The organism is Burkholderia cepacia ATCC 25416, from assembly GCF_001411495.1.
Lineage (GTDB): Bacteria > Pseudomonadota > Gammaproteobacteria > Burkholderiales > Burkholderiaceae > Burkholderia > Burkholderia cepacia.
Genome location: NZ_CP012981.1, coordinates 678,902 through 704,772 on the forward strand (window position 1 = coordinate 678,902; position 25,871 = coordinate 704,772).

Genomic DNA, 25,871 nt, shown 5'->3' on the forward strand with positions numbered 1-25,871 from the left:
GATTGCCGCCCACGCGCACGCGTTTCGCCGCGGGTGCGCGAGGCCAATCAAACAGGGGAAGATCGGTGCGGGCCGTCGGGCGCGATCAGTTCGCGTCGACCCGGTATCCTTGCTGGCGCAACAATTCGAGCACGCCGCGCGGGCCGCCCAGATGCAGCGCGCCGATCGCGACGAACAGCGGCCGGTTCGGTGCGGCGATTGCCGTCATCCGTGCAACGAAGCGGCGGTTGCGCTCGTACACGATCTTGTTGTCGATCGACGCCGACAACACCTTCGAACGCGCGAGCCGTTCGCTCTTCGCGACGGCCCACGCCGAGATCGCATCGGCGTCGCCAATTCGCCACAGTCGGTGCAGCGCCTTGATGTCGTCGGCGTTCTGTGCGGGCGTCTGCACCATGTCCTGCGCGAGCATCTCGCGCTGCTCGGCGAGCGTCAGCCCGGTGAACGCGCGCATCTGTTCGGCGAGCGTCTCGAGCCCGATCACGCGGCCGCCCTTCTTCTTCAGGAACACGTTCTGCAACTGCGCCTCGGTGCCGTACTCGGTCTGCAGGCCGGCCGACAGCGAATCGTAGGTCTCGACGACGAGCGCCGCGAGCCACGGCCGCATCTTGCGGATCTCGGCGAGCGCGGCCGGGTTGCCGCGCAGGCGCGCCGCGAGCCGCTGCCACAGCGGATCCGGCAGCAGGCGCTGCAGGCACGGGTAGCGGCATACGCCGTACTTCGACACGTCGTCCTGGGATTCGAGCAGGTCGTCGGGCGACAGCTCGAGCGCGAGCGTCGGCGACGCGGCAAGCGCCGCGAGGATGCGCGGCCGGAACGGCTGCGCGCTCGGGTAATCGGACGGATCGCCCGTGTGCAGCGTGCCGAGCACGTAGAGCGTGACACGCCCCTTGGTCGCGACGTAGAACGGCATGCGCGCGGGCTGCACGCGCACCGCGCCGCTCGCGACCGTGCCGTTCGACACGGCGGGTGCGTGAAAGCCCGGCAGGCTCATGCCGGGCGGCGGGACTTGCGACGGATGGATCGGTGAGGTGGCCGGCGCGCGCCCTTCGGCGCGCGCGGATTCGACGGGAACCACGAGGCTGGCCGCCACGCACGCGCCGGCCAGCGCGGCGCCCGTGACGGTACGCACGCCCCAGCGCCGCGCGTAGCGGTACGCGCGCATCACGCGCGCGCCGCCTGCCCCCGCACGGCGCACGCCGGACGCGCGCGCCGCCAACGCTTCAGGCATTCGCCTCCCCTACCTCCTCGGCCCGATGGCAGGCCACGCGCCGGCCGTCGACCTCGCGCAGCTGCGGCTCCTCCGCACGGCAGCGCTCGACCGCATACGGGCAGCGCTGGTGGAACGCGCAGCCCGACGGCGGATTGAGCGGCGACGGCAGTTCGCCCTGCAGCTTGATCTGCACGCGGCGGTCTTCCTCGAAGATCGCCGGCGTCGCCGACATCAGCGCGCGCGTGTACGGATGGCGCGGCCGCGCGTAGATCGTCGCCTTGTCGCCGAGCTCGGCGACGCTGCCGAAGTACATCACCATCACGTCGTCCGCGACGTGCTCGACCACCGACAGGTTGTGCGAGATGAACACGTAGCTCGTCTTGAACTGCTCCTGCAGATCCATGAACAGGTTCAGGATCTGCGCCTGGATCGACACGTCGAGCGCGGACACCGGCTCGTCGGCGACGACGATGCGCGGATCGAGGATCATCGCGCGCGCGATCGCGACACGCTGGCGCTGGCCGCCCGAGAACATGTGCGGATAGCGCTTCGCGTGTTCGGGCCGCAGGCCGACCGTGCGCATGATCTGCGCGATGCGCTGCGCGCGCTCGGCGGCCGTCAGGTTCGCGTTGATCTCGAGCGGCTCGGAGAGCGTCTGCTCGACGGTCTTGCGCGGGTTCAGCGACGCGAACGGGTTCTGGAACACCATCTGCACGCGGCGGCGCAGGTCGGCGACCGTCTCGCGGTTCGCGCCGGCGACGTCCTTGCCGTCGATCGTCAGGTGGCCCGCGGTGGGCGTCTCGATCATCGTGAGCTGGCGCGCGAGCGTGGATTTTCCGCAGCCCGATTCGCCGACGACGGCGAGCGTCTTGCCGCGCTTCAGCGAGAACGACACGCCGTTCAGCGCCTTCACCGTACCCTGCCCGAACATCCCGCGTTTCACCGAATAGTGTTTCGCGAGGCCGTCGGCCACCAGCACGGCTTCCTCGTCGTGCGGCGTGGCACGCGTCTGATTGACTGCATTCATCGTGCACCTCCCGTCAGGTCGAGGTTGGAAACATTGAGCGGCTTGATGCAGCGCGCACGCATCGCATCGTTGGCCGGCACCAGCGTATCGAGCGCCGGCCGCGCCTTGCGGCAATCATCGACGACGTACTTGCAGCGCGGCGCGAACAGGCACCCGGACGGGCGATCATCGCGGCCCGGCACCATGCCCGGCAATGCGGCAAGGCGACGCGCCCCCTTATTGTGCTCGGGAATCGCGGCGAGCAGCGCTTCGGTGTACGGATGATGCGGCGCGCGGAAGATGTCGGGCACGCGATTGGTCTCGATGACCTCGCCCGCGTACATCACCGCGACACGCTGCGCGACTTCCGACACCACGGCCAGGTCGTGCGAGATCAGCACGAGCGCCATCCCGCGCTCCTTCTGCAGCTTCACGAGCAGGTCCATGATCTGCGCCTGGATCGTCACGTCGAGCGCGGTGGTCGGCTCGTCGGCGATCAGCAGCTTCGGGTTGCACGCGACGGCCATCGCGATCATCACGCGCTGGTTCATCCCGCCCGACATCTGGTGCGGGAACGACGCGATGCGGTTCTTCGCATCGGGAATGCCGACCTGGTCGAGCAGTTCGAGCGCGCGCCGGTGCAGCGCGTCGCCGCGCAGCCCTTCGTGCAGCTTCAGCACTTCCTTGATCTGGTAACCGACGGTGTAGCTCGGGTTCAGGCTCGTCAGCGCATCCTGGAACACCATCGCGATGTCCTTGCCGACGATCTTGCGGCGCGCTTTCGGCGATGCCTTCAGCAGGTCCACGCCGTTGAACGTGACCTCGTCGGCCGTCACCTTGCCGGGTGCGTCGATCAGGCCCATCAGCGCCATCATCGTCACGCTCTTGCCCGAGCCCGATTCGCCGACGACGCCCACCACCTCGCCCGGCGCGATCGACAGGTTGATCCGGTCGACGGCGGGCAGGCCGTTGAAGTTCACCGCGAGATTGCGGATGGTCAGTAGGTTCTCGCTCATGTCATGCCATCCGCTTCAGTTTGGGATCGAGCGCGTCGCGCAGCCCGTCGCCGAGCAGGTTGATCGCGAGCACCGAAATCAGGATCGACAGGCCGGGCATCGTCACGATCCACCATGCGTTGTCGATGTAGTCGCGCGCGGACGCGAGCATCGCGCCCCACTCGGCGGTCGGCGGCTGCACGCCGAGGCCGAGGAAGCCGAGCGCGGCCGCGTCGAGGATCGCCGACGAGAAGCCGAGCGTCGCCTGCACGATCAGCGGCGCCGTGCAGTTGGGCAGCACCTGCGAGAACATCAGGCGCAGCGTGCCGGCACCGGCCACGCGCGACGCCGTCACGTACTCCTTCTGCAGTTCGCCGAGCGCCGACGCACGCGTGAGACGCACATAGGCCGGCAGCGCGACGATCGCGATCGCGAACATCGTGTTGGTGAGGCCCGGGCCGATGATCGCGACGACCGCGACCGCGAGCAGCAGCGACGGCAGCGCGAGCAGCACGTCCATGATGCGCATCACGGGCGTGTCGGCCCACTTCTGGAAGAACGCGGCGACGAGCCCGAGCACGATGCCGGGGATCAGCGCGAGCACGACCGACACGAAGCCGATCCAGAACGACATCCGTGCGCCGAACATCAGGCGCGACAGGATGTCGCGGCCCGCTTCGTCGGTGCCGAGGATGAATTGCCAGTTGCCGCCCGCGAGCCATGCGGGCGGAATCTTCACGTAGTCGCGGTATTGCTCGACCGGGCTGTGCGGCGCGAGCACCGGTGCGAGCAGCGCGACCAGGATCAGCACGATCACGACGATCCCGGCGCCGACGGCGCCGCGGTTGCGCGAGAAGTTGGCCCAGAACTCGCGCAGCGCGAGCGCACGGCCGCCGGCCGGCGCGGATTCGCTCGGCAAGGTGTTTTGCAGATTGCTCATGGAATTACCTCGTGTGGCGGATGCGCGGATTCAGCACGCCGTACAGCAGGTCGACGACCAGGTTCACGACGATCACGAGCGTCGCGATCAGCAGGATGCCGCCCTGGACGACCGGATAGTCGCGACGGCCGATCGCATCGATCAGCCACTTGCCGACACCGGGCCACGAAAAGAGCGTCTCGGTCAGCACGGCGCCCGCGAGCAGCGTGCCGATCTGCAGGCCGATCACGGTGACGACCGGGATCAGCGCATTGCGCAGCGCATGCACGACGACCACGCGCGCGGGCGACAGCCCCTTCGCGCGTGCGGTGCGGATGTAGTCCTCGCGCAGCACTTCGAGCATCGACGAGCGCGTCATCCGTGCGATCACCGCGAGCGGGATCGTGCCGAGCACGATCGCGGGCAGGATCAGGTGGCTGACCGCCGACTTGAACGAGCCTTCGTCCGGCGCGAGCAGCGCGTCGATCAGCATGAAGCCCGTCGGATGGGGGAAGTCGTATTCGACGGCGATGCGCCCCGACACGGGCGTCCAGCCGAGGTATGACGAAAACACCATGATGAGGATCAGCCCCCACCAGAAGATCGGCATCGAGTAGCCGGTGAGCGCGGTGCCCATCACGCCGTGATCGACGACCGAGCCGCGCCGCAGCGCGGCGATCACGCCGGCCGGCAGGCCGACCGCGAGCGCGAACACGAGCGCGCACAGCGACAGTTCGACGGTCGCCGGGAAGCGCGCGAAGAACTCGCCCGCGACGCTCGTGTTGGTGATGATCGACGTGCCGAGGTCGCCATGCAGCGCCCGGCCGATGTAGTGGAGGTACTGCATGGGCAGCGGCTGGTCGAGCCCGAGGCGTTTCATCGCCTCCGCATGCATCGCGGGATCGACGCCGCGCTCGCCCATCATCACTTCGATGGGGTCGCCCGGTATCAGGTGAATCAGCGCAAACGCCAGGATGGTGATGCCGATGAAGGTCGGGATCACCATCCCCACGCGGCGCAACACGAATGTGAACATGATGCGTCTCGTATTTTCTTGTGGGAAATGTGCGACCGGCGACGGGAAGCTTTTGGCCTCCCGCCGCCGGATGAATTAGCCGGTCTTCGCGACAGCTTACGACAGGCGTATTACTTCACGCCAACACCGTCGAAACGGGCGTAGCCGAGCGGCTCGATACGCATGTCGACCACGTTCTTGCGCACCGGCTGGTAGACCGTCGAGTTCGCGATCGGCGAGAACGGGAGCTGTTGCGCGAAGATCTGCTGGGCCTGCGTGTAGAGCTTCGTCCGCGCGTCCTGGCCCGTCGTCGTGCGGCCCTTCTGGACCAGCTCGTCGAACGGCTTGTAGCACCAGTGCGAGAAGTTGTTGCCCTTGATCGCTTCGCAGCCGAGCAGCGTGCCGAGCCAGTTGTCCGGGTCGCCGTTGTCGCCCGTCCAGCCGATCAGCATCGTGTCCTGCTCGCCCGAGTGCGCGCGCTTGATGTACTCGCCCCACTCGTACGTGACGATCTTCGCCTTCACGCCGATCTTCGCCCAGTCGGCCTGGATCATCTCCGCCATCAGGCGGGCGTTCGGGTTGTACGCGCGCTGCACGGGCATCGCCCACAGCGTGATCTCGAAGCCGTTCGCATAGCCGGCCTTCGCCAGCAGCGCCTTCGCCTTCGCGGTGTCGTACGCGGCCATCTTCAGGTTCTTGTCGTACGACCATTGGGTCGGCGGCATCGGCGCGGAAGCCGCTTGGCCGGCACCCTGGTAGACGGATTCGAGGATCGCCTTCTTGTTGATCGCCATGTCGAGCGCCTGACGCACCTCGAGCTTGTCGACCGGCTTGTGCTCGACGTTGTACGCGAGGTAACCGAGGTTGAAGCCTGCCTGCGACGGCATGTCGACACCCGCATCGGCCTTCAGCGTCGCGATGTCGGCCGGACGCGGATAGCTCATCACCTGGCATTCGTTGCGCTTGATCTTCTGCACGCGCACGCCCGGGTCGGGCGTGATCGAGAAGATCAGCTTCGAGATCTTCACTTCGCCCTTCTTCCAGTAATCAGGATTGCCGTCGAACCGGATCGTCGCATCCTTCGTGTAGCTGCGGAAGATGAACGGGCCCGTGCCGACCGGCTTCTGGTTGATGTCGGCGGCCTTGCCGGCCTTCATCAGCTGGTCGCCGTATTCGGCCGACAGGATCGACGCGAATTCCATCGCCATGTTCTGGATGAACGGCGCATTCGGCTCGGCCAGCGTGAACTTCACGGTGTACGGATCGACCTTCTCGACCTTCGTGATCAGCTTGTCGAGGCCCATGTCGGTGAAGTACGGGAACGACACCGGGTACGCCTTGCGGAACGCCTGGTTCGGGTCGAGCATGCGCTGGAACGTGAACAGCACGTCGTCCGCGTTGAATTCGCGCGTCGGCTTGAAGAAGTCGGTCGTGTGGAACTTCACGCCGTGGCGCAGGTGGAACGTGTACACCTTGCCGTCGGGCGATACGTCCCATTTCTCGGCGAGGCCCGGCTCGACCTTCGTGCCGCCGCGCTCGAATTCGACGAGGCGGTTGTAGACGGTGAACGTGGCGGCGGTGAAATCGACGCCGGTCGTAAATTGCGCGGAATCGAAACCCGCCGGGCTGCCTTCTGAGCAGTAGACGAGCGTTTTGTTCGGAATCTGTGCGAATGCAGAACCCGCGACGCCGAGCGATGCCGCTGCCACGCCTGCAATGGCGGTAACACGCAGGGTGTGCAACAGACGGTTGTATTCCATGTTTCCTCCAGGTCTCCAGGTCGGAACCGGCCCGCCAGGGGCCGGCGTACGCGGATATTACTTGAGCTAACGATGTGGCAACAAGCTGGAGAAAAAACTCTTCTACATGACCGCGCGGGTTTGTGCCGATGTTTAGTGTGGGTAAAAAATGCGAAAACGCGCGCGAGCGACAATTTCGTTCATCTCGCGCAAGTTTCGTTCGGCAACTAAACAATTCGGGCGCGAACACGAAGGCTCGATACGCCGTTTCCGCGTGTTCCGCAGCACATCGTTGCGTTTTGCGAAACGATCCGATGACCGTCTTCAAATCGTCATGTCGTCATGCGGGTGCGTCGAGATCGGCGCTGCGCGCGGGCACGAACGCGACCGCGACGATCGACAGCGCGATCCCCGCCATCACGTAGTAAGTCGGCGCGAGCGGCGTGCCCGTGACCTTGATCAGCCACGTGACGATGAACTGCCCGAAACCGCCGAACAGCATCACCGCGACGTTGTACGCGATCGACAGCCCGGTCGAGCGCACGTTGGCCGGGAACAGTTCGGCGATCATCGCGCCGAACGGCCCGTAGTAGCCCGCGAGCGTGATCGACAGCACGACCTGCACCGCGATCAGCCGCGCGATGCTCGGCGCCGCGTCGAGCCACGCGAACAGCGGATACATCAGCGCGAGCGTCAGCACCAGCGACCACAGCGACAGCCCCTTGCGGCCGATGCGGTCCGACCACGCGCCCGCGACCGGCGACAGCACCATCAGCAGCAGGTTGCCGGCGATCACCGCGTAGAACGATTCCGCGTAGGGCAGCTTCAGCTGCTTCACCGCGAAGGTCGGCAGATAGCTGATCAGCACGTAGATCGTCACCGTCAGCGCGATCACCGAGCCGAGCCCGCACAGCACCTCGCGCGGGTGGCGCGTGAACACTTCGCCGAGCGTCGCGCGGCGCGCGTTCTGCTGCGCATGCAGGAACGCTTCGGAATCGGCGAGATGGCGGCGGATGTAGAAGCCGATCGGGCCGATCACGAGCCCGAGGATGAACGGCACGCGCCAGCCCCAGCTGCGCAGTGCATCGTGCGACAGCCCGCGCGTGACGGCCGCGCCGACGAGCGCGCCGATCAGCAGCGCGGCCGCCTGGCTCGCCATCTGCCAGCTGCCGTAGAAGCCGCGTTTCGAGAACGGCGCGGCCTCGATCAGCAGCGCCGTCGCGCTGCCGAATTCGCCGCCCGCGGAGAAGCCCTGCAGCAGGCGGCCCAGCACGATCAGGATCGGCCCGCCGATGCCGATCGCCGCATAGGGCGGCGCGACCGCGAGCAGGAAGATGCCGCCCGTCATCAACAGGATCACGAGGGACAGCGCGGCCTTGCGGCCGGCGCGATCCGCGTACAGCCCGAACACGATGCCGCCGATCGGGCGCATGAAGAACGCGACGCCGAACGTCGCCGTTGTCAGCAGCAGCGACGAATATTCGCTGGAGGTCGGGAAGAACAGCTCGGCGATCACGACCGTCATGAAGCCGAACACCGTGAAGTCGTACCACTCGAGCGCGTTGCCGATCACGGCGGCGAACACCGCGCGGCGGTTCAGCGCACGCTCGGGCCGGATCGTTTTCGTTGAATTCGCAATCGTCGCCATGCGTGCCTCGTCCTCGTCAGTACGCCGTGTCGGGCGGCGCGGCGCGCGGGGTGCCCGCGGCGCGCTGGTTTGCAGCGAGTGTAGAAAGCGACGGAACCGTTTTCAAGCAATAAAAAACGCCCGCCATCGTTCGACGGCGGGCGTTTTGCGGTTTTCGCCACAATGCGGCATCGCACGATGCCGCACGGGCCTCAACCCATCTTCGAGAAGGCGCTGCACCAGCCCTTCGCCGACACCTGCTTGCCGGGGAAGGCGCCGCACGGGCCCGAGGCCGAGCCCTTCTTGCCCTGGTACAGCATGCAGGCCGCGCAATCCTGGCCCGCTGCGTATTTCGGGTACTTCGTCTTGTCGACCTTCGTGGCATCGGCCTTGTAGCCGAGCGCCACGGCGGTCGGATCGGTTTCCGACAGCATCGGCGCATCGGCCAGCGCTTCGCGCGACAGCGCCAGCGCGGACACGGCACCAATGCTCGTAATCAGGAAACTCCGACGGGATGTTTTCATGGGGGACTCGCTCCAACGTTATCGGTTTGAAAGCTGTTCTGGCGACAGCCGTTCGACAGAATAACGCTCAAGCGAATAAATGTGCGCGCCGAAATTCCAGAGATAAGGAATTTCACAAGGCTGCCATGTGCCCGCAACCTGGCCGACACGCACACGCGACATGCCCGCTACACGCCCGCCACATCAGCGGTAAGCCGCCATGTCGCCCACGCGCTGCGCGAGCGCGAGCGACGCGGTGAGCCCCGGCGACTCGATGCCGAACAGGTTCACGAGCCCGCGCACGCCATGCTGCGCGGCGCCCTGCACGATGAAATCGGCCGGCGGCTCGCCCGGCCCCGCGAGCTTCGGCCGGATGCCCGCGTACGCCGGCTGCAGCGCATCGTCGGGCAAGCCCGGCCAGAACGCGCGGATCGACGCGTAAAACGCGGTCGCACGCGCCGGATCGACTTCGTAGCGCAGCGAATCGCACCACTCGACATCCGGGCCGAAGCGCGCCTGCCCGCCGAGATCGAGCGTCAGGTGCACGCCGAGCCCCGCGCGATCGGGCATCGGGTAGATCAGGTGCGAGAACGGCGCGCGGCCCGACAGGCTGAAGTAATTGCCGCGCGCGAGATAGAGCGGCGGCACCCAGCGCGGGTCGAGGCCGCGCGTGCGGCGCGCCAGCGCCTGCGCGCCGAGGCCCGCGCTGTTGATCACGCACGCGGCCTCGATCTCGGCGGGCGCGTCGCCGCCCGTGCGCACGACGAAGCGCCCGCCGCGCAGCACGTCGATCGATTCGACCGGGGATTTCAGCGCGCACACGGCGCCGTCGCGCTCGGCGTCGCCGAGCAGCGCGAGCATCAGCTGGTGGCTGTCGACGATGCCGGTGGACGGCGAGAACAGCGCCTCGACGCATTCGAGCGCGGGCTCGAGCGTCTGCGCCTCGGCACGCGTGAGCGGCATCAGGTCGAGCACGCCGTTTTCGGCCGCGCGCGCGGCGATCGCCTTCAACTGCTTCACCTGCGCGGCGCTCGTGGCGACGAGCAGCTTGCCGGCGCGCCGGTGCGGCACGTGATGCGTCTCGCAGAATTCGTACAGCAGGTCGCGCCCGTGCACGCACGACGTCGCCTTCAGCGACCCGCGCGGATAGTAGAGCCCCGCATGGATCACTTCGCTGTTGCGCGAGCTCGTACCCGTGCCGATCGCATCGGCGGCCTCGAGCACGAGCGTTTCACGCCCGCGCGCGGCCAGTTCGCGCGCAATCGCAAGACCGACGACGCCCGCGCCGATCACGACACAATCCATCTGCTCCATGACGTTTCGCGCCGTTAGCGCGTCGAGGGGAGAGAAGAGAATTGTACGTCCCGGTTCTCCCGCTTGCCGAAGGTCGCGCGCCGCGTCGCGACGACACGGTGCACGCCGCACGGCACGGCACGGCGCGCGTGCCGCCGCCGGGCACGCGCCGCCGGTTCAGAAGCCGATCGGCCGGCGCTTCGCGGCGCCCTCGTCGGCCCGGATGTCGCGCGGCCCGATCGCGTCGCGCCCGTCGAGCCGGGCGGCGCCGAATGCGTGCAGCAGCGCGCGGCGCATCGTGCGCGGCGGTGTCGCGGCCAGCACGTCGAGCGCGTCGTCGCCCAGGGTATCCGGGAAGCGCCGCCCCCACGCATGCGACGTGCGGATCTCGTCGTAGATCGTCTGCGCGATCCGGCGCGCGCCGGCCGCATCGGGCGGCTCGATCTCGTACACGTTCATCCGGTTGAGCAGCGGCTCCGGGATCGCTTGCGCATCGTTCGCGGTCGCGATCCAGATCACGTTGCCCGCATCGATCGGCACTTCCGCGAATTCGTCGATGAACGCGCGCGCGGTGTCGTGCTCGAGCAACGCGTACAGCGCGCCGAGCGGATCGTATTGCGCATCGCTGCCGGCCTTGTCGATCTCGTCGACCGCGATCACCGGGTTCGCGTAGCTGCCGTTCACGAGCGCATCGAACACCTTGCCGGGCTTCGCGTTCTTCCATTGCGACGACGCCCCCGACAGGATCCAGCCGGCCGTCAGCGAACTCATCGGCACGTAGTGGTACGCGGTGCCGAGCAGCTGCGCGAGCGCCTTCGCGAAATGCGTCTTGCCGATGCCCGGGGGCCCGAGCAGCAGGATCGGCATCAGTTCGAGCCGGTCGTCCGTTTCGAGGCACAGCGCGATCTGCTTGCGCACGTCGTCGAGCGGCTCGGCGAAATTGGGCAATGCCTCGCCGAGCGCGTCGAACGACGGCATCCGGTTCGGCTTCACGCAAAAGCGCAGATTGCCCGTCTTGAGCATCTTCTCGTAGGTGGCGCGCAGTGCGTCGCTCGCGCTCTCGTTCAGGTCGCTCAGCGCCGTCTCGACCTGCTCGAGGTCGTACACCGTGCTGAAGGACGCCACCGCCAGTTCCTGTTTCACCATCGCCGTCGTCATACCAACCTCGCTGCCGCTTGCTGTCACACGATCATCAGACCCTTACGATTTCAGTGTAGCGATCCCGCATCCCCGCGCAAGCAAGCAGCCACGCGCGTGTGCTGCTAACACCCGCGCGCGCTGCACGCCGGCGCACCGCGGCGTATGATCGTCGGTTCACCCACCCGCCGCACCGGCCCGGCCGACGGCGCCCGCGCGGCGCGTCGGATCTCGCCCCGAAGGTATGCCGATGTCCGTCCCCACTGCTTTCCCGCGCGTCGATGCCGATGCGACCGGCGCCGTCGACGCGGCGCTCACGTCGCGCCGTGCGATCCGCGCGTTCCTGCCGACGCCCGTGCCGCGCGACACGCTCGAGGCGATCCTCGAAGCCGCGAGCCGCGCGCCGTCGGGCACCAACATCCAGCCGTGGCGCGTGTACGTCGCGACGGGCGCCACGCGCGACGCGCTCGCCGCCGCGCTCACCGCGGCCCACGACGATCCCGCGCGCGACGAGAAATACGTCGCCGAGTACGACTACTACCCGCGCGAGTGGGTGTCGCCGTATATCGACCGGCGCCGCAAGGTCGGCTGGGACCTGTACGGCCTGTTGAACATCGGCCGCGACGAGAAGGCGCGCATGCATGCGCAGCACGCGCGCAACTTCCGCTTCTTCGATGCGCCGGTCGCGCTGTTCTTCACACTCGACCGCGTGATGACCCACGGTGCATGGCTCGACTGCGGGATGTTCCTGCAAGGCGTGATGACGGCCGCACGCGCACGCGGGCTCGATACCTGCCCGCAGGCCGCGTTCGTGCCGTTTCACCGGATCATCACCGAACACCTCGGCATTCCCGCCAACGAACAGTTGGTCTGCGGCATGTCGCTCGGCCATGCGGACCCCGACGCGATCGAGAACCGCCTCGTCACCGAGCGCGCGAGCGTCGCGGAGTTCGCGCGTTTTTTCGGTTGAAAACGCATGACGCGGCCCTACCTTTCGAACAGGACCGCATCGTGCGGCGAACCTGTCGCGACGCGTCCTGTCACATCACGACCAAAATCGATCGGGCGTAAGATGTGCGTCCGTTCCCCGCTATCGCGCGTTCCCGGAGACGTTTCATGCTGAAACACGGCCTGGCCGTCCTGCTCGCGAGCATCGTGCTCGCCGCCCATGCGCAGAGCCCCGCGCCGGCCTCCGTCGCGTGGGAGATCCAGGTGGTACGCGACGGTCAGACCATCGACACGTTCCAGCAGCGCACCACCGTGGGTCAGACCCGCACCGACACCCATCGCTATCCGTCCGCCGTGCCGGTCGGCTGCGGCAATGCCGCGCGCGTCGTGCCGACCGAGCGCTCGCGCTCGGTGACGGTCGCGCCGCTCACCGTCGATGCCGGCGCGAACACCGTGTCGCTCGCGCTCGACGTGCAGGAAACGCTCGACGACGAAAACGCGACGCGCAGCGATCCGTGCGTACCCGCGTCGCCGCGGCAAATCGTCGCGAGCCACCCCGGCCTGACGGTCGGCGCCGACGCGTGGACCGACTGGACGCTCGTCGAACAGCGTCCGCACCTCGTGTACCGCGTGCGCGCGCACGTCGCGAAGGATTGAGCGTCATGTCCGCCGACGCTCTCTCCCTGCCGTTCGCCGAACCGCACGCCGCGCCCGACGAAATCACCGCGGTGAGCTGGAACCTGCACAAGGGCCGCTCGCCGCTCGGCTTCACCGCGTGGAACGCGATGCGCAACTGGATGCAGTCGACGCACGCCGACGTGTATTTCCTGCAGGAAGCGATGGCGCGCCGCATGCCGCGCCCGATGCTCGCCCCCGGCTTCGGTGCGCCGATGGACGACGCGGTCGACGACGTGTGGCACTGCCAGGCCACCGAGATCGCGCAGGCGCTCGACTGGCAGATCGCGCTCGGGCCGAACGTGTTCAAGCCGTCGTGGCGGCACGGCAACGCGATCCTGTCGCCGCATCCGCTCGACCTCGGCGGCCGCTGGGACATCTCCGCGCACCGCTTCGAGCGGCGCGGGCTGCTGGTCGCACGGGCGACGCTCGCGGGCGCGCGACCGGTCACGCTGCTGTGCGCGCACCTCGCGCTCACGCGCGCCGCGCGGCTGCGCCAGATGCACTGGATCGCGCACTGGATCGTGCGCAACGCGGGCGACGGCCCGCTGATGCTGGCCGGCGACTTCAACGACTGGCGCAACGATTCGGTCGCGCTGTTCGGCGAGATCGGGTTGTCCGAGGTCGCGACGCTGCTCGGCGAATCGGGCCGCACGTTCCCCGCGTTCTCGCCGGCGCTCGCGCTCGACAAGATGTTCGTGCGCGGGCTGACGCCGCTCGAATGGCGCGCGCCGTCCGGCGAGGCCGCGTGGCTGTCGGACCACCTGCCGTACATCGCGCGCCTGCGCCTCGATCCGCAATAACGGCTAAACGGCTGCAAAACGCTCGCAACAGCGACCGCGACCGCGAGTCGATCACGCCTCCGGTCGCCCCCGGCCAAAGCGCGGCCGCGCGGCGCGCGCTACATTAACGGCTTGCCCGTTCCTCCCGCACCCGCCGCCGGGCCGCGCCGCCATGAACTACCTGCCGATCCTGCTGCAAATCGCCGCCGTCTATCTCGTCGCCGCGATCACCCCCGGCCCGAATTTCTTCATGATTTCGCAACTGTCGCTCGCGGGGCGGCGCAGCCTCGGCGCCGCGTCGGCGCTCGGCGTCGGCACCGCGTCGGTCGCCTGGGCCTCGCTCGCGATGCTCGGCCTCGCGGCCGTGCTGCACCAGGTCGAATGGCTGTACGAGGCGATCCGGATCGGCGGTGCCGTGTACCTCGTGTATTTCGGCTTCAAGCTGCTGCGCTCGGGCGTGCGCCGCGACGCGGCATCGGCCGACGCGCCCGACGAACGCGCGCCGCTGGCCGCGCCGCACGCGCGCGACTACCTGCGCGCGTATCGCAGCGGCCTGTTCACGTGCCTGACGAACCCGAAATCGTGCGCGTTCTGGACCAGCGTGTTCGCCGCGATGCTGCCCGCGCACGTGCCGCTGTGGTTCAACGGCGCGGTGCTGGTGACGATCGGCGCGCTGTCGGCCGGCTGGTATTCGTGCGTCGCGTACCTGTTCGCAAGCCCGCGCGCGCAGCGCGGCTACCGGCGCGTGCGGCGCCCGCTCGACGCGCTGTGCGGCGTGGCGCTCGTCGGCCTCGGCGCGAAACTCGCGGCCGAGCGCTGAAAACTGAAAGCAGATTGAAATAATTCGTTGCGCCAAATCCGCGCAGCCGCGGGGGTCAAGCCCGCGATCCGCGCCAACAGGGTAAAATAACGAGTTCCTCAATCGTCTGTCATCGAGAAGGCGCGTGTCCGACGCGCCGGCCGGCCGATCCTCGATCGGGCCGTCGCACTCGGTTTTTTGCCCGTTTTTGGGCCCGTTACTCGCGTTCGCTACGCGCGTCCGTTTTCAAAGCCATGAGCAAATACGACACCGCCACCGTCCAATCCGTCCATCACTGGACCGACACGCTGTTCAGCTTCACCTGCACCCGTGAGGCGAGCCTGCGCTTCAACAACGGCGAATTCACGATGGTCGGCCTCGAAGTCGACGGCAAGCCGCTCGCGCGCGCCTACTCGATCGTCAGCCCGAACTACGAAGAGCATCTCGAATTCTTCAGCATCAAGGTGCAGAACGGCCCGCTGACGTCGCGCCTGCAGCACCTGAAGGTGGGCGACACGGTGCTGATCGGCAAGAAGCCGACGGGCACGCTGGTTGCCGACAACCTGCTGCCGGGCAAGACGCTGTGGATGCTGTCGACGGGCACGGGCCTCGCGCCGTTCATGTCGATCATCCGCGACCCGGACATCTACGAACGCTTCGACAAGGTGATCCTGACGCACACGTGCCGCCTGAAGGGCGAGCTCGCGTACATGGACTACATCAAGCACGACCTGCCGGGCCACGAGTACCTCGGCGACATCATCAAGGAAAAGCTCGTCTACTACCCGACGGTCACGCGCGAAGCGTTCGACAACGAAGGCCGGATCACCGACCTGATCGCGACGGGCAAGCTGTTCACGGATCTCGACGTCCCGCCGTTCTCCCCGGAAAACGACCGCGTGATGCTGTGCGGCAGCACCGCGATGCTGAAGGACACGACCGACCTGCTGAAGCAGGCCGGCCTCGTCGAAGGCAAGAACAGCGCGCCGGGCCACTACGTGATCGAACGCGCATTCGTGGACTGATCGATCCCCAGATTTGCGCGTCATCAAGAACCGGAGCGAAAGCTCCGGTTTTTTTTCGTCCCTACTTGGCGAATTCGTAACAAATTGGGATCATCCCATCTCAAATAGTTACATTTGGATACGTCATCGTCCGGTGCTCGGGTGTCAGTGTTTTTCCTACAACACGTTCATTCCGATTATTCACATTTACCCTTAAATGTCCGCCCGACATGACCTTTTCGGAAATTTTGAGATATTATTCGCCGCGCGTGGTTGCCGTTCGGATGAGAGTGGAAGGGTCGGATGCAAGTGTTACAAGACGTAACTTTTGTTACCTCGGCAGGGGGCGATTCTCTGGCGGCGACCGTCTTCGAAACGGCAGCCGATCCACGCAGCCAGCCGGTGTCTGAACCGCTTTCTGACAGCAGGGAGAGTCATGGATACGTCGCTTAACGCGCCTTTGGGCGCCCACGCCCCGTTCCCGTCGCAACAGCTCGTGCCGGGCTGCGCCGCGACTCCGCCCATTACCGACGCCGCGCCGAAACGCGGCGCCTCCGCCGCGCGGATCGCAGCGCTGTCTGCCCAATTGCTCGCCGCCGACGAAGCCGCTCGCCGCCACCTGGCCGGCGAGTTGCATGACGGGCTCGGCGCCGAACTCACCGCCGCGCGTTTCGCGCTCGCAAACGTTCAAACGTGGCTGCCGGCCGACGCGCCGGACGGTTGCCTGCGCGCGCTGGAGCTGGCGCAGCAGGCGCTCGACGCCGCAACCGACGCGAATCGCCGGCTGATCGACGAGCGCGACACGCCGGCGCTCGACGCGGGCGTGGTCGGCGCGTTGTCGTCGTGGGTCGACACCCATGCGGCACGCACGGGCCTGCGCACCAGCTTCGTATGCGCGGCCGATGCGCGCCTGACGCAGGTCGCCGGTGCCGGCGCACTCGCGGTGTTCCGCGTCGCGCAGGAAGCGTTGTCGAACGTCGCGAAGCACGCCCGCGCGACGTCGGTCGACGTGCGGATCGTCACCGACGGCACGCATCTGTCACTGATTGTCTCCGACGATGGTACCGGTTTCGCCCACGGCCGCCGCAGCGGCTACGGTCTCGCCGGCATGCGCGCCCGCTGCGAGGCGTTCGGCGGCAGCTTCGAGACGGCCACGCCGGAAGCCGGCCACGGCACGCGCGTCACCGCGCGCTTCGCCTGGGATTCGCTGCTCGCGGTGCCCGTCACGGCCCGCCGCGCGTCGCTTTCGTGAGGTCGTCATGAGCCTGAACATCCTGCTCGTGGACGATCACGCGATCGTCCGGCAAGGGATCCGCCAGTTGCTGATCGACCGTGGCGTCGCGCGCGACGTCACCGAGGCCGAGAACGGCGGCGACGCCATGGCCGCCGTCGACAAACAGGAATTCGACGCGATCCTGCTCGACATCTCGCTGCCGGACACGAACGGCATCGAAGTGCTCAAGCGCCTCAAGCGCAAGCTGCCGCGCACGCCGGTGCTGATGTTCTCGATGTACCGCGAGGATCAGTACGCGGTACGCGCGCTGAAGGCCGGTGCCGCCGGCTACCTGTCGAAGACGGTCAACGCCGCGCAGATGATCGGCGCGATCCAGCAGGTCGCGGCCGGCCGCAAGTACGTGAGCCCCGCGATGGCCGAGGCGCTCGCCGAATACGTGTCGTTCGAGAACGAGCCGCTGCCGCACGAGAAGCTGTCCGACCGCGAATACCAGACGCTCTGCATGCTCGCGTCGGGCAAGCGGCTCACCGACATCGCGAACACGCTGTCGCTGTCCGTGAAGACGGTGAGCGTGTACCGGTCGCGGCTGCTCGAGAAGATGCGGCTGTCGAACAACGCGGAACTCACGTTCTACGTGATGAGCAACCAGCTCGTCGACATGGCGCCCACGGCCGGCGCCTGATTTCCCCGCCCGGCCCGACTCACCTGACCCGACCCGGCGACGCGGCGCATGCCGCGCCGCCGCCGAGTGCTGCCCGCCGCCCCGCCATTTGGCGCGCAAGCGCTTGTTTTATCGGACTATTTCGCGGCACACCGCTGCGCCGCAGCGAGTCTTGCGCGCCAAATCGGCTAAAATTGCGGGTTTTCACTCAGTCAGCGCTATCGCGCCCGCGCGCGCCGGCGATTCATCCGCAATGTCTCTCTTCCGCAAGAAAAACGTCGATCGCATGATCGCCGGCGCCCAGGCCGCCGGGCTCAAGAAAGCGCTCGGCGCGATCGACCTCACCTTCCTCGGCATCGGCGCGATCATCGGCACCGGCATCTTCGTGCTGACCGGTACCGGCGCCGTGCAGGCCGGCCCCGCGCTGATGCTGTCGTTCGTGATCGCCGCGATCGCATGCGGCCTCGCGGCGCTGTCGTACGCGGAATTCGCGTCGACGATCCCCGTCGCCGGCTCGATCTACACGTACTCGTACGCGACGCTCGGCGAACTCGTCGCGTGGATCATCGGCTGGGACCTGATGCTCGAATACGGCCTCGCGTCGTCGGCCGTGTCGGTCGGCTGGTCGGGCTACCTGCAGTCGCTGCTGCAGGGCTTCGGGCTGACGCTGCCCACCGTGCTGACGGCCGCGCCCGGCGCGGTGCCGGGTGTCGTCACGTGGTTCAACCTGCCCGCGTTCCTCGTGATGATCGTGATCACCACTCTGCTGTCGATCGGCATCCGCGAGTCGACCCGCATCAACAACATCATGGTGTTCATCAAGGTGTCGGTCGTGCTGCTCGTGATCGCGGTCGGCGTGTTCCATGTGACGCCCGCGAACTGGAAGCCGTTCATGCCGCACGGCTGGAACGGCGTGTTCGGCGCCGCGGCCGTGATGTTCTTCGCGTTCATCGGCTTCGACGCGGTGTCGTCGGCGGCCGAGGAAGTGAAGAATCCGAAACGCGATTTGCCGATCGGCATCATCGCGTCGCTCGCGGTGTGCGCGGTGCTGTACGTGACGGTCGCCGCGGTCGCGACCGGCATCGTGCCGTCGGCCCGGTACGCGAACATCTCGCACCCGATCTCGTACGCACTGCAGGTCGCCGGCGAGACGTGGGTGGCGGGCTTCATCGATCTCGGCGCCGTGCTCGGCATGCTGACCGTGATCCTCGTGATGAGCTACGGCCAGACGCGCGTGATCTTCGCGATGTCGCGCGACGGGCTGCTGCCGGCGACGCTGTCGCGCGTGCACCCGCGCTACGCGACGCCGTTCCTGACGACCTGGCTCGTCGGCCTGTTCTTCGGGCTGATCGCCGCGCTCGTGCCGCTCAACGTGCTCGCCGAGCTGATCAACATCGGCACGCTTGCGGCGTTCTCGATGGTGTCGATCGCGGTGCTCGTGCTGCGCCGCACGCACCCCGACCTGCCGCGCGCGTTCCGCTGCCCCGGCGTGCCGGTCGTGCCGATCCTCGCAGTCGCATCGTGCCTGTTCCTGATGCTGAACCTGCAGCCCGTCACGTGGGCCGCGTTCGGCATCTGGCTCGTGATCGGCCTCGTGATCTACTTCCTGTACTCGCGTCACCACTCGAAGCTCGCGCACGGTCGCCACGACGCGCACTGAGCGCCGCCGTGCCGCACGCGGCACGGTGCGCACCCGCGGGGCCGCCATCCGGCCCCGCCCCCTCCTCTCCGCTCCCTCGCCCGTCTCGCCGCCGCGTTGCGTTTCCCGCAACGATTCGCGCGGCAGTTCCCGTTTTCATCGGCTGTTTTTCGAATACCGGCATATTCGATTCCGATCGACAAATTAATCGATGAAAAATGTAATTCAATTGAATTGAATATGAATAGAAGAAAATAATCTCGCGAACGACATTGAACTCTTTCATCCGCCAAACTAGTATTCAGGTCGGCCGGCCGCACACACCCGACCAGCCTGCGTCAGACGGGGAATTCGCCGCAGCATGAGCGCAACGCGATGCAATCGGCTTCATCGAATCGCATTTCCATCAAACAGAAATTCATTGCGTGTTCACGAACGAATTTTCAGCATCTTTTTAATTAACAACATTTAAAACCGGATAATCCGGTCGCTGGTATTGAATTGCCTCCGAGGGGAGGCATGTCGCTGCACCTGTCCGAAGTTCAACAAGAACCAGAGAGGTCTGTCATGAGCAATACATTGGTCAACGTCACGGCGAAGGTCGAAATCAGCGCGACCAACCAGACGATTGCGGGGCTCAGGGATTATCAAAGCAAGAACTGGGCGATCGGGCTGAACGGGGATACGCTCGCGCCGGATGGTTTCCTCACGTTCTTCACCGAACGCAACCTGCCGTTCAGCTACTACGTCCGCGCGCGTGGCGTCTCGGTCGGCGAGCCGAGCGCATACCAGGCGAACATCGAGACGCTGACGCAGCACATCGCCGCGATTCGCGCGTCGGAGACGAACCAGGTCCAGGCGACGATCCGCGAGCTCGAGCTGTACAAGTCGCGGAACTGGGCGATCGGCCTGAACGGCACGACGCTGCAGCCGGACAATTTCCTGCCGTTCTTCGGCACCCGCTCCGTGCCGTTCGAGTATTACGTGCGCAGCGGCGGCGTCGAGCTCGGCTCGCCGAGCGCGTATGACAACAACATCCGCAACCTGACGCAGTACCTGGGCTCGCTCTGACGCATCGCCCCGCCGGGCGGATGCGTCCGCCCGGCAACCTGCCGACGGCCCGGCACGGGCCGTCCCGCTCGCCTTCCCCGCCGCTGCGCGCCTCCCCCTCCACGTTTTGCGCCTTCCCCCGTCCCTGCACGCTTGTCGCGGCCGGTTCATAATCGCGCCATCGAACGGCGGCCCGCATCGACGGGTGCGCCCGGCAACAGGAAGAAGATGATGGAAAGCGTCGATCTCGATGTATTGAAATCCAGCGCGCGCTGGCTCGAAGAAGGGCGCCGCGTGCTGCTCGTGACGGTCGTGAAGACCTGGGGCTCGTCGCCCCGCCCCGAAGGCGCGATGCTCGCGGTCCGCGAGGACGGGCTCGTGGTCGGCTCGGTGTCCGGCGGGTGTATCGAGGACGACCTGATCGCCCGCGTGCATGCGAGCGGCATCGCGGCCGACGCGCGCCCGGAAGCGCTCAAGTACGGCGTGACGGCCGAGGAAGCACATCGCTTCGGGCTGCCTTGCGGCGGCACGATCCAGCTCGTGCTCGAGCCGCTCACGCGCGACAGCGGGATAACCGCGCTGTGCGCGGAAGTCGAGGCCGGGCGCCTCGTCACGCGCACGATGACGCTCGCGACGGGCCGCGCATCGCTGTCACCCGCGCAGGCCGCCGACGGGCTCGCGTTCGACGGCGAGCGGCTCGTGACGATCCACGGGCCGCGCTACCGGATGCTCGTGATCGGCGCCGGCCAGTTGTCGCGCTATCTGTGCCAGATCGCGGTCGGGCTCGACTACCAGGTGACGGTATGCGATCCGCGCGAGGAATATACCGATGCGTGGGACGTGCCGGGCACGCGCGTCGTGCACACGATGCCCGACGATACGGTGCTCGAGATGAACCTCGATGCGCGTTCGGCCGTGATTGCACTGACGCACGATCCGAAGCTCGACGATCTCGCGCTGATGGAGGCGCTGAAGACGCCCGCGTTCTACGTGGGCGCGCTCGGCTCGCGGCGCAACAATGCGGCACGGCGCGAGCGGCTGCGCGAATTCGACCTGAGCGAAGCGGAACTGGCCCGGCTGCACGGGCCGGCCGGCATCTACATCGGCAGCCGGACGCCGCCGGAAATCGCGATCTCGATCCTCGCCGAGATCACCGCCGCGAAGAACCACGTGTCGCTGCCGACGATCCTGCAGGTCGAGGGCGCGAAGGCCGCGCGGGAGATCGCGGCGAACAGCGGCGCGGCGTGCGGCCTCTGATCGGCGGGCGGTCGCGCGGGATATGCGGCCGCGACGGGCTAAGCCGACGAAGCCGACGAAACTGACGACAGCACACGCGCCGGCGCCCGGCCGGCGCGCCCGCCGGTCAGGTCAGGCCGGCGGCAAGCGCCGCGGCGATCGAACCGACCACCAGCACGACGCCGACCGTGCGGCGCTTGTTCAGCTCGGTCCACAGCAGCACGCCGGTCAGCGACAGCAGGATCAGCGAGCCCGCGATCGTGTCCATCAGCAGCACCCAGCCGAGATTCATCCCGACGCCGCGATGCAGGTTGTTCAGCGTCGTCAGGAACGTGTTGCCCGTGCGCTTCACCGAGACGTAGCCGTTGCCGACCCAGTATTCGGCCTGCAGGTTCTGGTGCGGGCCGAACAGGCCGAACTGCCAGTGCTCCGGCTGCATCACACGCTTGTCGCCCCACGCAACGGGCTGCGCGGCCTCCTTGCGCATGCGCCCCGGCTTGCCGTCGAAATTCAGCTCGTGCTGCAGCCACTTCGTCATCGCGGCGGGCGTCTTCGGCACCGGATCCGGCAGCGCGATCTGCATCTCCTCGACCTGCGGCTCGCCCGTCGAAATCTTCAGCGGCGGCGCGCGGTGGTTGAGCAGCACGCCCGTCACGCCGAACAGCAGCCCGAGCACCGCGCCCCACAACCCGACCCAGCCGTGCACCTTGCGCAGCCACTTGATGAAGGTCGCGCGGCGCGAACGCTGGCGGCGCGCGGCCAGTTCGTCGTCGCTCAGCGGGCGGGCCGCCGGGTGCAGCACGGTGACGCCCGCGCGGGCAGTACCCGTCTTGGGCGGATTGATCGTTTCGGGCGCGTTCACGCGAGAGGTTCCATTCGTTCAAAACAACGGGCGGCGCGCAAAACGTGCGCGCCGCCCGGGCAGCATGAAAATGAGAATGGATATCATTACACAAACAAACCGGCGGCTCAATCCACCCGGGTGCGTCGCGGCACGCCCGGCAAGAGCAAGAAGGCGGAAAAAGCGCGCGCGTTGCACCACGATGCCGGCCGATAACCGGAAAATGCCGCCCGAATGACCTTGCAAGACCAGGACAGCATTTCGTAAGAAGCCGCGCGATGCCGGGCGATTCAGCGCAGAGGCGGCAGCGGAAAGCGCGGTGTGGTGTCGTCCGGCGCGGGCTCGGTGCGGTCGAGCGCGTACAGCCACGCGAGCAGATCCGCGACCGCCTGGTAGAGCTGCGGCGGAATCCGGTCGTCGAGGTCGACCTGCATCAGCAGCGACACCATCTCCGGCGCCGTATGCACGTACAAGCCCGCATCGTGCGCACGCGCGACGATCATCTCGGCGAGCACGCCGTAGCCCTTCGCGACCACGCGCGGCGCCGCATCGCCGCCCTTCGGATCGTAGACGAGCGCGGCCGCGCGCTTGCGGGACGTCATGCTCATGGCAGCGCCTCGTCATCGGTATCCGGCGCATGCGTCGCCGGGCCGCCGGCCGAACCGCGCGCATACGCGGCGGCGGCCGCCTGGGCTGCAAACAGATCGAAGCCGTCCGGGCCGTCGTCGACCGCGCGGATCGACAATCCTCCCACCCTTAGCCCCGACACCTCGAGCCGCTGCCGCAGCGCGGCCTCGTGCCGCGCGAGGCGGTCGGCGCCCGTCTGGTTCGCGCGCAATCGCGCGACCAGTTGCGTGCCGTTCAGCACCAGCTCCGCGTCGACCGTGCCGAGCGACGGCAACGTCAGCGTCAGGCGCGTGCGCCATGCGATGCCGTCGCCCGGGCCGTCGTCGCCGCGCGGCGAGCGGCTGCCCGGATCGTCCGGCTCGATCGTCCAGTCGAGCCGCGCGCCGGGCCACGCCTCGCCCGTCCAGCGGAACTGGTCGGTCGCGAGCGCGTCGAGCTGCTGCCTGACGAGCGGCACGGTGGCCGGATGCACGGTCGCCAGCGTCTGCGCCTGGGAGTCGGACGACGCGGTGGCCGGTTGCGCGGGCGTCCCGCGCACATCAGGGCGTTCGCCGAGCAGATCGAACGTATCGGGCGGCAGCGACGCGCCGTGCCGCGCGCCCGCCGGCAAGCCTTGCGCAGGATCGCGTGTCGGTGCGCCACCCTGGGCCGGTGTACCCGGCTGCGCCGTCGCCCGCGCGGTCGCGGGCAGCGGCGGCCGCTGCGCGAGCAGTTCGTCTAGCACGTCGGTCGAGTCGTGCTGCGCGGCATCCGGGTCGACCGGCGCGAGCGCGGCCGCAAGGCGCGCCTGCGGCTCGCGCATCAACGCCGCGAGCGGGCGCTGGCCGGCCAGCCACTGCGCCAGATGGGATTCGTAGAAAAGGCCGCTTTCGCTCACGGCCTGCGCGAGCGCTGCGCGCAGCGCCGCGACCGGCAGGGCTGCGGCCGCTTCGTGTGCCGCCGCAGCAGCGGAAGATGCCGCGGCGGAGGCCGGTGTGGAAGACGCAGCCGGATCGGAAGCGGCCGGCGCGCGGGCCGGCAAGGCCGTATCGGTCAGCAGCACGGTGGGATCGGCCAGCAGCGGCACGCGCCCGGCAATGGCCGGCGTCGAGTCGCCACCGGCCCGCGAGATCGCGTCGAGCACGCGCCCGACATCGGACAGTGCGGTCTGGGTAGAGGCCGGCGGCGCGGCAGGCGGACTGCCGGCAGAGGGCGTGGACGCCGTGCCGGTGCCCGGCGTGCCGACCTGCGAGGTCGCGCCGCCGCCGGCGGGCGCCGATACGGTGCCGGTCAGCAGGCTGTCGAGGCGGCTCGCCAGCAGCGCGGCCGCAACGGAGTCGATACCGGTCATGATCGGAGCCTGCTCACCTCAGCCACATCGTTGCGAATCCGGGAACGGCACGCCGGTGCCGCTCGCGGGAACTGCGCGCCTCCCGCAACGGGCTCGTGCGCCCCGTGCCCGCCCCTCCGCCTCCCCGTTTCCCGGGAAACGGGCCCTACCCGCGCGCGCGGTAGAGATCGGTCAATACCTTGGTCGAGCGCCGCGCCTCGAACAGCGCGGACAGCCGCGCGACGTCCGGGCTCGCGAGGTCGCGGATCGCGGCGTCGTCGGCCAGGATGCGGCGGATCAGTTCGAGCTTGCGGCCGAGATCCGATTCGTCGAGCACGACGCCCGGATCGGCTTCCTTCAGCCCGTCGACGAGTGCCATGAATTCGGCCTGCAACCCCGGCAACGCGCTCCAGTCGGCGCTGCGGGCGGCGCCCAGCATCCGGCCCGACACGGCGGCGAGCGCCTCGTAACGTGCGAAGTATTCGGCCTTGCGATTCATCTCGATGCTTCCACTGCCTGTTGCGCGGCCATCCGCGCGACTTCCGGGGCGATCCCCGTCCATGCTTCCTCGAGCGTCGCGAGCAGCCCGTCGACCTCGACCAGCATCGCGTCGCTCGCCTGCGCGTTCGCTTCCAGCAGACGCCGGCCGATATACGCATACAGCGCGTCCAGCCGCTCCGCGATCTCGCCGCCCGCGTCGCGGTTCAGCGACGCCTTCAACCCGCTCTCGACGATCCGGATCGCCTTGCCGATCGCATCGCCGCGCGCGGACACATTGCCCTGCTGCAAATGCATGCGCGCCAGCGCAACCGCCTGCCGCGCGCCCTGGTACAGCATCGCGATCAAACGGTGCGGGGAGGCGCCCATCACCCCCGTCTCGACGCCGACACGCGCGTATGCACTGGCTCCAGCGTGTCCTGGGGAAAACATGCGCTTCTCCTTGTTATGCCTTGGCTATACGGGAACCGCCGCCGTGCATCGCACGACGCGGCCTTCACCGGAGTTATCGGAAGGGATTTGAAAAGCTTTAGGCAAGCGCCGCCTGCCGCCGGGGCGCCGAAGGCGCCGGCCCGGAGGCCTTCCCTGAACGACTTTCGCCGGATGGCCGCTCACGGGTGCCCGTCTCCGGGTACCCGTCCCCGGGTGCCGCGCGCATCACACCGACATCTGCATGATGTCGTTGTAAGCGCTCACCAGCTTGTTGCGGACCTGGAGCCCGAACTGGAAGCCGATGTTGGCTTTCTGCATGTCGACCATCACGTCGTTCAGCGAGACGTTCGGCGCACCGACCTCGAACGCCTGCGCCTCGCCGAGCGCGTGCTGCTGGTCGCCGCTGATCTTGTCGAGCGACGCCTTCATCGCGCTCGCGAACGTGCCGGCCGTCGCCGCGCCCGAACCGGCCAGCGCTGCCGTCGGGCTCGCGACGCCGCCGGACGCCTGCGCGGCCATCGACTGCATCTGTTGCAACACCGAACCGATTCCGCTGACGTTCGCAGTCATGCTGTCCCCAAAACCGAGAGAAGAGACCCGGCGCACCGGGCGTTTCCGCCGGCGCCGCACCACGCGCACCATGCCGGATCGCGAAAAAGGATAGCAGCGCGCCGCGCGTCAAAGCCGAG

The 25,871-nt window shown here is 67.7% G+C and carries 26 protein-coding genes; 10 read left to right on the plus strand and 16 right to left on the minus strand.

Annotated features, from left to right (window positions below; genetic code table 11):
* Positions 1-85: 85 nt before the first annotated feature.
* From APZ15_RS03105 to APZ15_RS03150, 10 genes are all read right to left on the minus strand, one after another.
* Positions 86-1,231 (minus strand): TraB/GumN family protein, encoded by a 1,146-nt coding sequence (locus tag APZ15_RS03105; RefSeq protein ID WP_049096980.1) that lies wholly within the window; start codon positions 1,229-1,231, stop codon positions 86-88.
* Positions 1,224-2,240 (minus strand): peptide ABC transporter ATP-binding protein, encoded by a 1,017-nt coding sequence (locus tag APZ15_RS03110; RefSeq protein WP_021163770.1) that lies wholly within the window; start codon positions 2,238-2,240, stop codon positions 1,224-1,226. The genes APZ15_RS03105 and APZ15_RS03110 overlap by 8 nt, the downstream gene beginning before the upstream one ends.
* Positions 2,237-3,235 carry an ABC transporter ATP-binding protein gene (locus APZ15_RS03115; protein ID WP_021163769.1) on the minus strand — a complete coding sequence of 333 codons (999 nt, stop codon included), beginning with the start codon at positions 3,233-3,235 and terminating at the stop codon, positions 2,237-2,239. Before APZ15_RS03115 ends, APZ15_RS03110 begins: the two co-directional genes overlap by 4 nt.
* A 1-nt stretch (position 3,236) precedes the next feature.
* Complete coding sequence (locus APZ15_RS03120) at positions 3,237-4,154, minus strand: ABC transporter permease subunit (RefSeq protein WP_027788903.1); 918 nt, start codon at positions 4,152-4,154, stop codon at positions 3,237-3,239.
* Between the two features lie 4 nt (positions 4,155-4,158).
* On the minus strand, positions 4,159-5,169 hold the full coding sequence (locus APZ15_RS03125; RefSeq protein WP_011353491.1) for an ABC transporter permease subunit: 1,011 nt from the start codon (positions 5,167-5,169) through the stop codon (positions 4,159-4,161).
* 110 nt (positions 5,170-5,279) lie between these two features.
* Positions 5,280-6,908, minus strand: coding sequence for an ABC transporter substrate-binding protein (locus tag APZ15_RS03130; RefSeq protein WP_027788902.1), 1,629 nt, complete (start codon positions 6,906-6,908; stop codon positions 5,280-5,282).
* A gap of 319 nt (positions 6,909-7,227) precedes the next feature.
* Entirely contained in the window at positions 7,228-8,535 is a 1,308-nt protein-coding gene (locus tag APZ15_RS03135; RefSeq protein WP_021163766.1) for an MFS transporter, read from the minus strand.
* Between the two features lie 191 nt (positions 8,536-8,726).
* A complete protein-coding gene (locus APZ15_RS03140; RefSeq protein ID WP_021163765.1) occupies positions 8,727-9,038 on the minus strand; it encodes a high-potential iron-sulfur protein in 312 nt (103 codons plus the stop codon).
* A gap of 183 nt (positions 9,039-9,221) precedes the next feature.
* Complete coding sequence (locus APZ15_RS03145; protein WP_027788901.1) at positions 9,222-10,331, minus strand: NAD(P)/FAD-dependent oxidoreductase; 1,110 nt, start codon at positions 10,329-10,331, stop codon at positions 9,222-9,224.
* A 156-nt stretch (positions 10,332-10,487) separates the two neighbouring features.
* Positions 10,488-11,468: an AAA family ATPase gene (locus APZ15_RS03150; protein ID WP_027788900.1), complete on the minus strand. Its 981-nt coding sequence runs from the start codon at positions 11,466-11,468 to the stop codon at positions 10,488-10,490.
* Positions 11,469-11,697: 229 nt separating this feature from the next.
* Between APZ15_RS03150 and APZ15_RS03155 the strand changes: the two genes are divergently transcribed.
* From APZ15_RS03155 to APZ15_RS03200, 10 genes are all read left to right on the plus strand, one after another.
* Positions 11,698-12,417 carry a nitroreductase gene (locus tag APZ15_RS03155; RefSeq protein ID WP_027788899.1) on the plus strand — a complete coding sequence of 240 codons (720 nt, stop codon included), beginning with the start codon at positions 11,698-11,700 and terminating at the stop codon, positions 12,415-12,417.
* A gap of 146 nt (positions 12,418-12,563) precedes the next feature.
* Positions 12,564-13,052, plus strand: a complete 489-nt coding sequence (locus APZ15_RS03160; protein ID WP_027788898.1) for a hypothetical protein — start codon at positions 12,564-12,566, stop codon at positions 13,050-13,052.
* Positions 13,053-13,057: 5 nt separating this feature from the next.
* Positions 13,058-13,873, plus strand: a complete 816-nt coding sequence (locus APZ15_RS03165; protein WP_021163082.1) for an endonuclease/exonuclease/phosphatase family protein — start codon at positions 13,058-13,060, stop codon at positions 13,871-13,873.
* A 151-nt stretch (positions 13,874-14,024) separates the two neighbouring features.
* On the plus strand, positions 14,025-14,672 hold the full coding sequence (locus APZ15_RS03170) for a LysE family translocator (protein WP_027788897.1): 648 nt from the start codon (positions 14,025-14,027) through the stop codon (positions 14,670-14,672).
* A 233-nt stretch (positions 14,673-14,905) separates the two neighbouring features.
* Positions 14,906-15,676 carry a ferredoxin--NADP reductase gene (locus tag APZ15_RS03175; protein WP_027788896.1) on the plus strand — a complete coding sequence of 257 codons (771 nt, stop codon included), beginning with the start codon at positions 14,906-14,908 and terminating at the stop codon, positions 15,674-15,676.
* A gap of 415 nt (positions 15,677-16,091) precedes the next feature.
* Positions 16,092-16,907 (plus strand): quorum system sensor histidine kinase RqpS, encoded by an 816-nt coding sequence (gene rqpS, locus APZ15_RS03180; protein WP_027788895.1) that lies wholly within the window; start codon positions 16,092-16,094, stop codon positions 16,905-16,907.
* A gap of 7 nt (positions 16,908-16,914) precedes the next feature.
* Positions 16,915-17,571, plus strand: a complete 657-nt coding sequence (rqpR, locus tag APZ15_RS03185) for a response regulator transcription factor RqpR (protein ID WP_021157028.1) — start codon at positions 16,915-16,917, stop codon at positions 17,569-17,571.
* Between the two features lie 232 nt (positions 17,572-17,803).
* Positions 17,804-19,210 carry an amino acid permease gene (locus APZ15_RS03190; RefSeq protein WP_027788894.1) on the plus strand — a complete coding sequence of 469 codons (1,407 nt, stop codon included), beginning with the start codon at positions 17,804-17,806 and terminating at the stop codon, positions 19,208-19,210.
* A 546-nt stretch (positions 19,211-19,756) separates the two neighbouring features.
* The gene (locus APZ15_RS03195) at positions 19,757-20,260 is read left to right on the plus strand and encodes a hypothetical protein (RefSeq protein WP_027788893.1); all 504 of its coding nucleotides are present in this window, start codon (positions 19,757-19,759) and stop codon (positions 20,258-20,260) included.
* Between the two features lie 210 nt (positions 20,261-20,470).
* A complete protein-coding gene (locus tag APZ15_RS03200; protein ID WP_027788892.1) occupies positions 20,471-21,496 on the plus strand; it encodes an XdhC family protein in 1,026 nt (341 codons plus the stop codon).
* A 106-nt stretch (positions 21,497-21,602) separates the two neighbouring features.
* Here APZ15_RS03200 and APZ15_RS03205 read toward each other — a convergent pair whose 3' ends face one another.
* From APZ15_RS03205 to fliE, 6 genes are all read right to left on the minus strand, one after another.
* Positions 21,603-22,337, minus strand: a complete 735-nt coding sequence (locus APZ15_RS03205; protein WP_027788891.1) for a PepSY-associated TM helix domain-containing protein — start codon at positions 22,335-22,337, stop codon at positions 21,603-21,605.
* A 269-nt stretch (positions 22,338-22,606) separates the two neighbouring features.
* Positions 22,607-22,924, minus strand: a complete 318-nt coding sequence (locus tag APZ15_RS03210) for an EscU/YscU/HrcU family type III secretion system export apparatus switch protein (RefSeq protein ID WP_021157023.1) — start codon at positions 22,922-22,924, stop codon at positions 22,607-22,609.
* Positions 22,921-24,273, minus strand: a complete 1,353-nt coding sequence (gene fliK, locus APZ15_RS03215; RefSeq protein ID WP_027788890.1) for a flagellar hook-length control protein FliK — start codon at positions 24,271-24,273, stop codon at positions 22,921-22,923. Before fliK ends, APZ15_RS03210 begins: the two co-directional genes overlap by 4 nt.
* A 145-nt stretch (positions 24,274-24,418) precedes the next feature.
* A complete protein-coding gene (locus APZ15_RS03220) occupies positions 24,419-24,751 on the minus strand; it encodes a flagellar protein FliT (protein WP_027788889.1) in 333 nt (110 codons plus the stop codon).
* The gene (fliS, locus tag APZ15_RS03225; RefSeq protein WP_021164034.1) at positions 24,748-25,182 is read right to left on the minus strand and encodes a flagellar export chaperone FliS; all 435 of its coding nucleotides are present in this window, start codon (positions 25,180-25,182) and stop codon (positions 24,748-24,750) included. Before fliS ends, APZ15_RS03220 begins: the two co-directional genes overlap by 4 nt.
* A 225-nt stretch (positions 25,183-25,407) precedes the next feature.
* The gene (gene fliE / locus APZ15_RS03230) at positions 25,408-25,752 is read right to left on the minus strand and encodes a flagellar hook-basal body complex protein FliE (RefSeq protein ID WP_021164033.1); all 345 of its coding nucleotides are present in this window, start codon (positions 25,750-25,752) and stop codon (positions 25,408-25,410) included.
* Positions 25,753-25,871: the final 119 nt, after the last annotated feature.

Bases quoted from the DNA above. Each gene is read 5' to 3' on its own strand.
- APZ15_RS03105 (WP_049096980.1), bottom strand. From the start codon at position 1,231: ATGCCTGAAGCGTTGGCGGCGCGCGCGTCCGGCGTGCGCCGTGCGGGG.
- APZ15_RS03110 (WP_021163770.1), bottom strand. From the start codon at position 2,240: ATGAATGCAGTCAATCAGACGCGTGCCACGCCGCACGACGAGGAAGCC.
- APZ15_RS03115 (WP_021163769.1), bottom strand. From the start codon at position 3,235: ATGAGCGAGAACCTACTGACCATCCGCAATCTCGCGGTGAACTTCAAC.
- APZ15_RS03120 (WP_027788903.1), bottom strand. From the start codon at position 4,154: ATGAGCAATCTGCAAAACACCTTGCCGAGCGAATCCGCGCCGGCCGGC.
- APZ15_RS03125 (WP_011353491.1), bottom strand. From the start codon at position 5,169: ATGTTCACATTCGTGTTGCGCCGCGTGGGGATGGTGATCCCGACCTTC.
- APZ15_RS03130 (WP_027788902.1), bottom strand. From the start codon at position 6,908: ATGGAATACAACCGTCTGTTGCACACCCTGCGTGTTACCGCCATTGCA.
- APZ15_RS03135 (WP_021163766.1), bottom strand. From the start codon at position 8,535: ATGGCGACGATTGCGAATTCAACGAAAACGATCCGGCCCGAGCGTGCG.
- APZ15_RS03140 (WP_021163765.1), bottom strand. From the start codon at position 9,038: ATGAAAACATCCCGTCGGAGTTTCCTGATTACGAGCATTGGTGCCGTG.
- APZ15_RS03145 (WP_027788901.1), bottom strand. From the start codon at position 10,331: ATGGAGCAGATGGATTGTGTCGTGATCGGCGCGGGCGTCGTCGGTCTT.
- APZ15_RS03150 (WP_027788900.1), bottom strand. From the start codon at position 11,468: ATGACGACGGCGATGGTGAAACAGGAACTGGCGGTGGCGTCCTTCAGC.
- APZ15_RS03155 (WP_027788899.1), top strand. From the start codon at position 11,698: ATGTCCGTCCCCACTGCTTTCCCGCGCGTCGATGCCGATGCGACCGGC.
- APZ15_RS03160 (WP_027788898.1), top strand. From the start codon at position 12,564: ATGCTGAAACACGGCCTGGCCGTCCTGCTCGCGAGCATCGTGCTCGCC.
- APZ15_RS03165 (WP_021163082.1), top strand. From the start codon at position 13,058: ATGTCCGCCGACGCTCTCTCCCTGCCGTTCGCCGAACCGCACGCCGCG.
- APZ15_RS03170 (WP_027788897.1), top strand. From the start codon at position 14,025: ATGAACTACCTGCCGATCCTGCTGCAAATCGCCGCCGTCTATCTCGTC.
- APZ15_RS03175 (WP_027788896.1), top strand. From the start codon at position 14,906: ATGAGCAAATACGACACCGCCACCGTCCAATCCGTCCATCACTGGACC.
- rqpS (WP_027788895.1), top strand. From the start codon at position 16,092: ATGGATACGTCGCTTAACGCGCCTTTGGGCGCCCACGCCCCGTTCCCG.
- rqpR (WP_021157028.1), top strand. From the start codon at position 16,915: ATGAGCCTGAACATCCTGCTCGTGGACGATCACGCGATCGTCCGGCAA.
- APZ15_RS03190 (WP_027788894.1), top strand. From the start codon at position 17,804: ATGTCTCTCTTCCGCAAGAAAAACGTCGATCGCATGATCGCCGGCGCC.
- APZ15_RS03195 (WP_027788893.1), top strand. From the start codon at position 19,757: ATGAGCAATACATTGGTCAACGTCACGGCGAAGGTCGAAATCAGCGCG.
- APZ15_RS03200 (WP_027788892.1), top strand. From the start codon at position 20,471: ATGGAAAGCGTCGATCTCGATGTATTGAAATCCAGCGCGCGCTGGCTC.
- APZ15_RS03210 (WP_021157023.1), bottom strand. From the start codon at position 22,924: ATGAGCATGACGTCCCGCAAGCGCGCGGCCGCGCTCGTCTACGATCCG.
- fliK (WP_027788890.1), bottom strand. From the start codon at position 24,273: ATGACCGGTATCGACTCCGTTGCGGCCGCGCTGCTGGCGAGCCGCCTC.
- APZ15_RS03220 (WP_027788889.1), bottom strand. From the start codon at position 24,751: ATGAATCGCAAGGCCGAATACTTCGCACGTTACGAGGCGCTCGCCGCC.
- fliS (WP_021164034.1), bottom strand. From the start codon at position 25,182: ATGTTTTCCCCAGGACACGCTGGAGCCAGTGCATACGCGCGTGTCGGC.
- fliE (WP_021164033.1), bottom strand. From the start codon at position 25,752: ATGACTGCGAACGTCAGCGGAATCGGTTCGGTGTTGCAACAGATGCAG.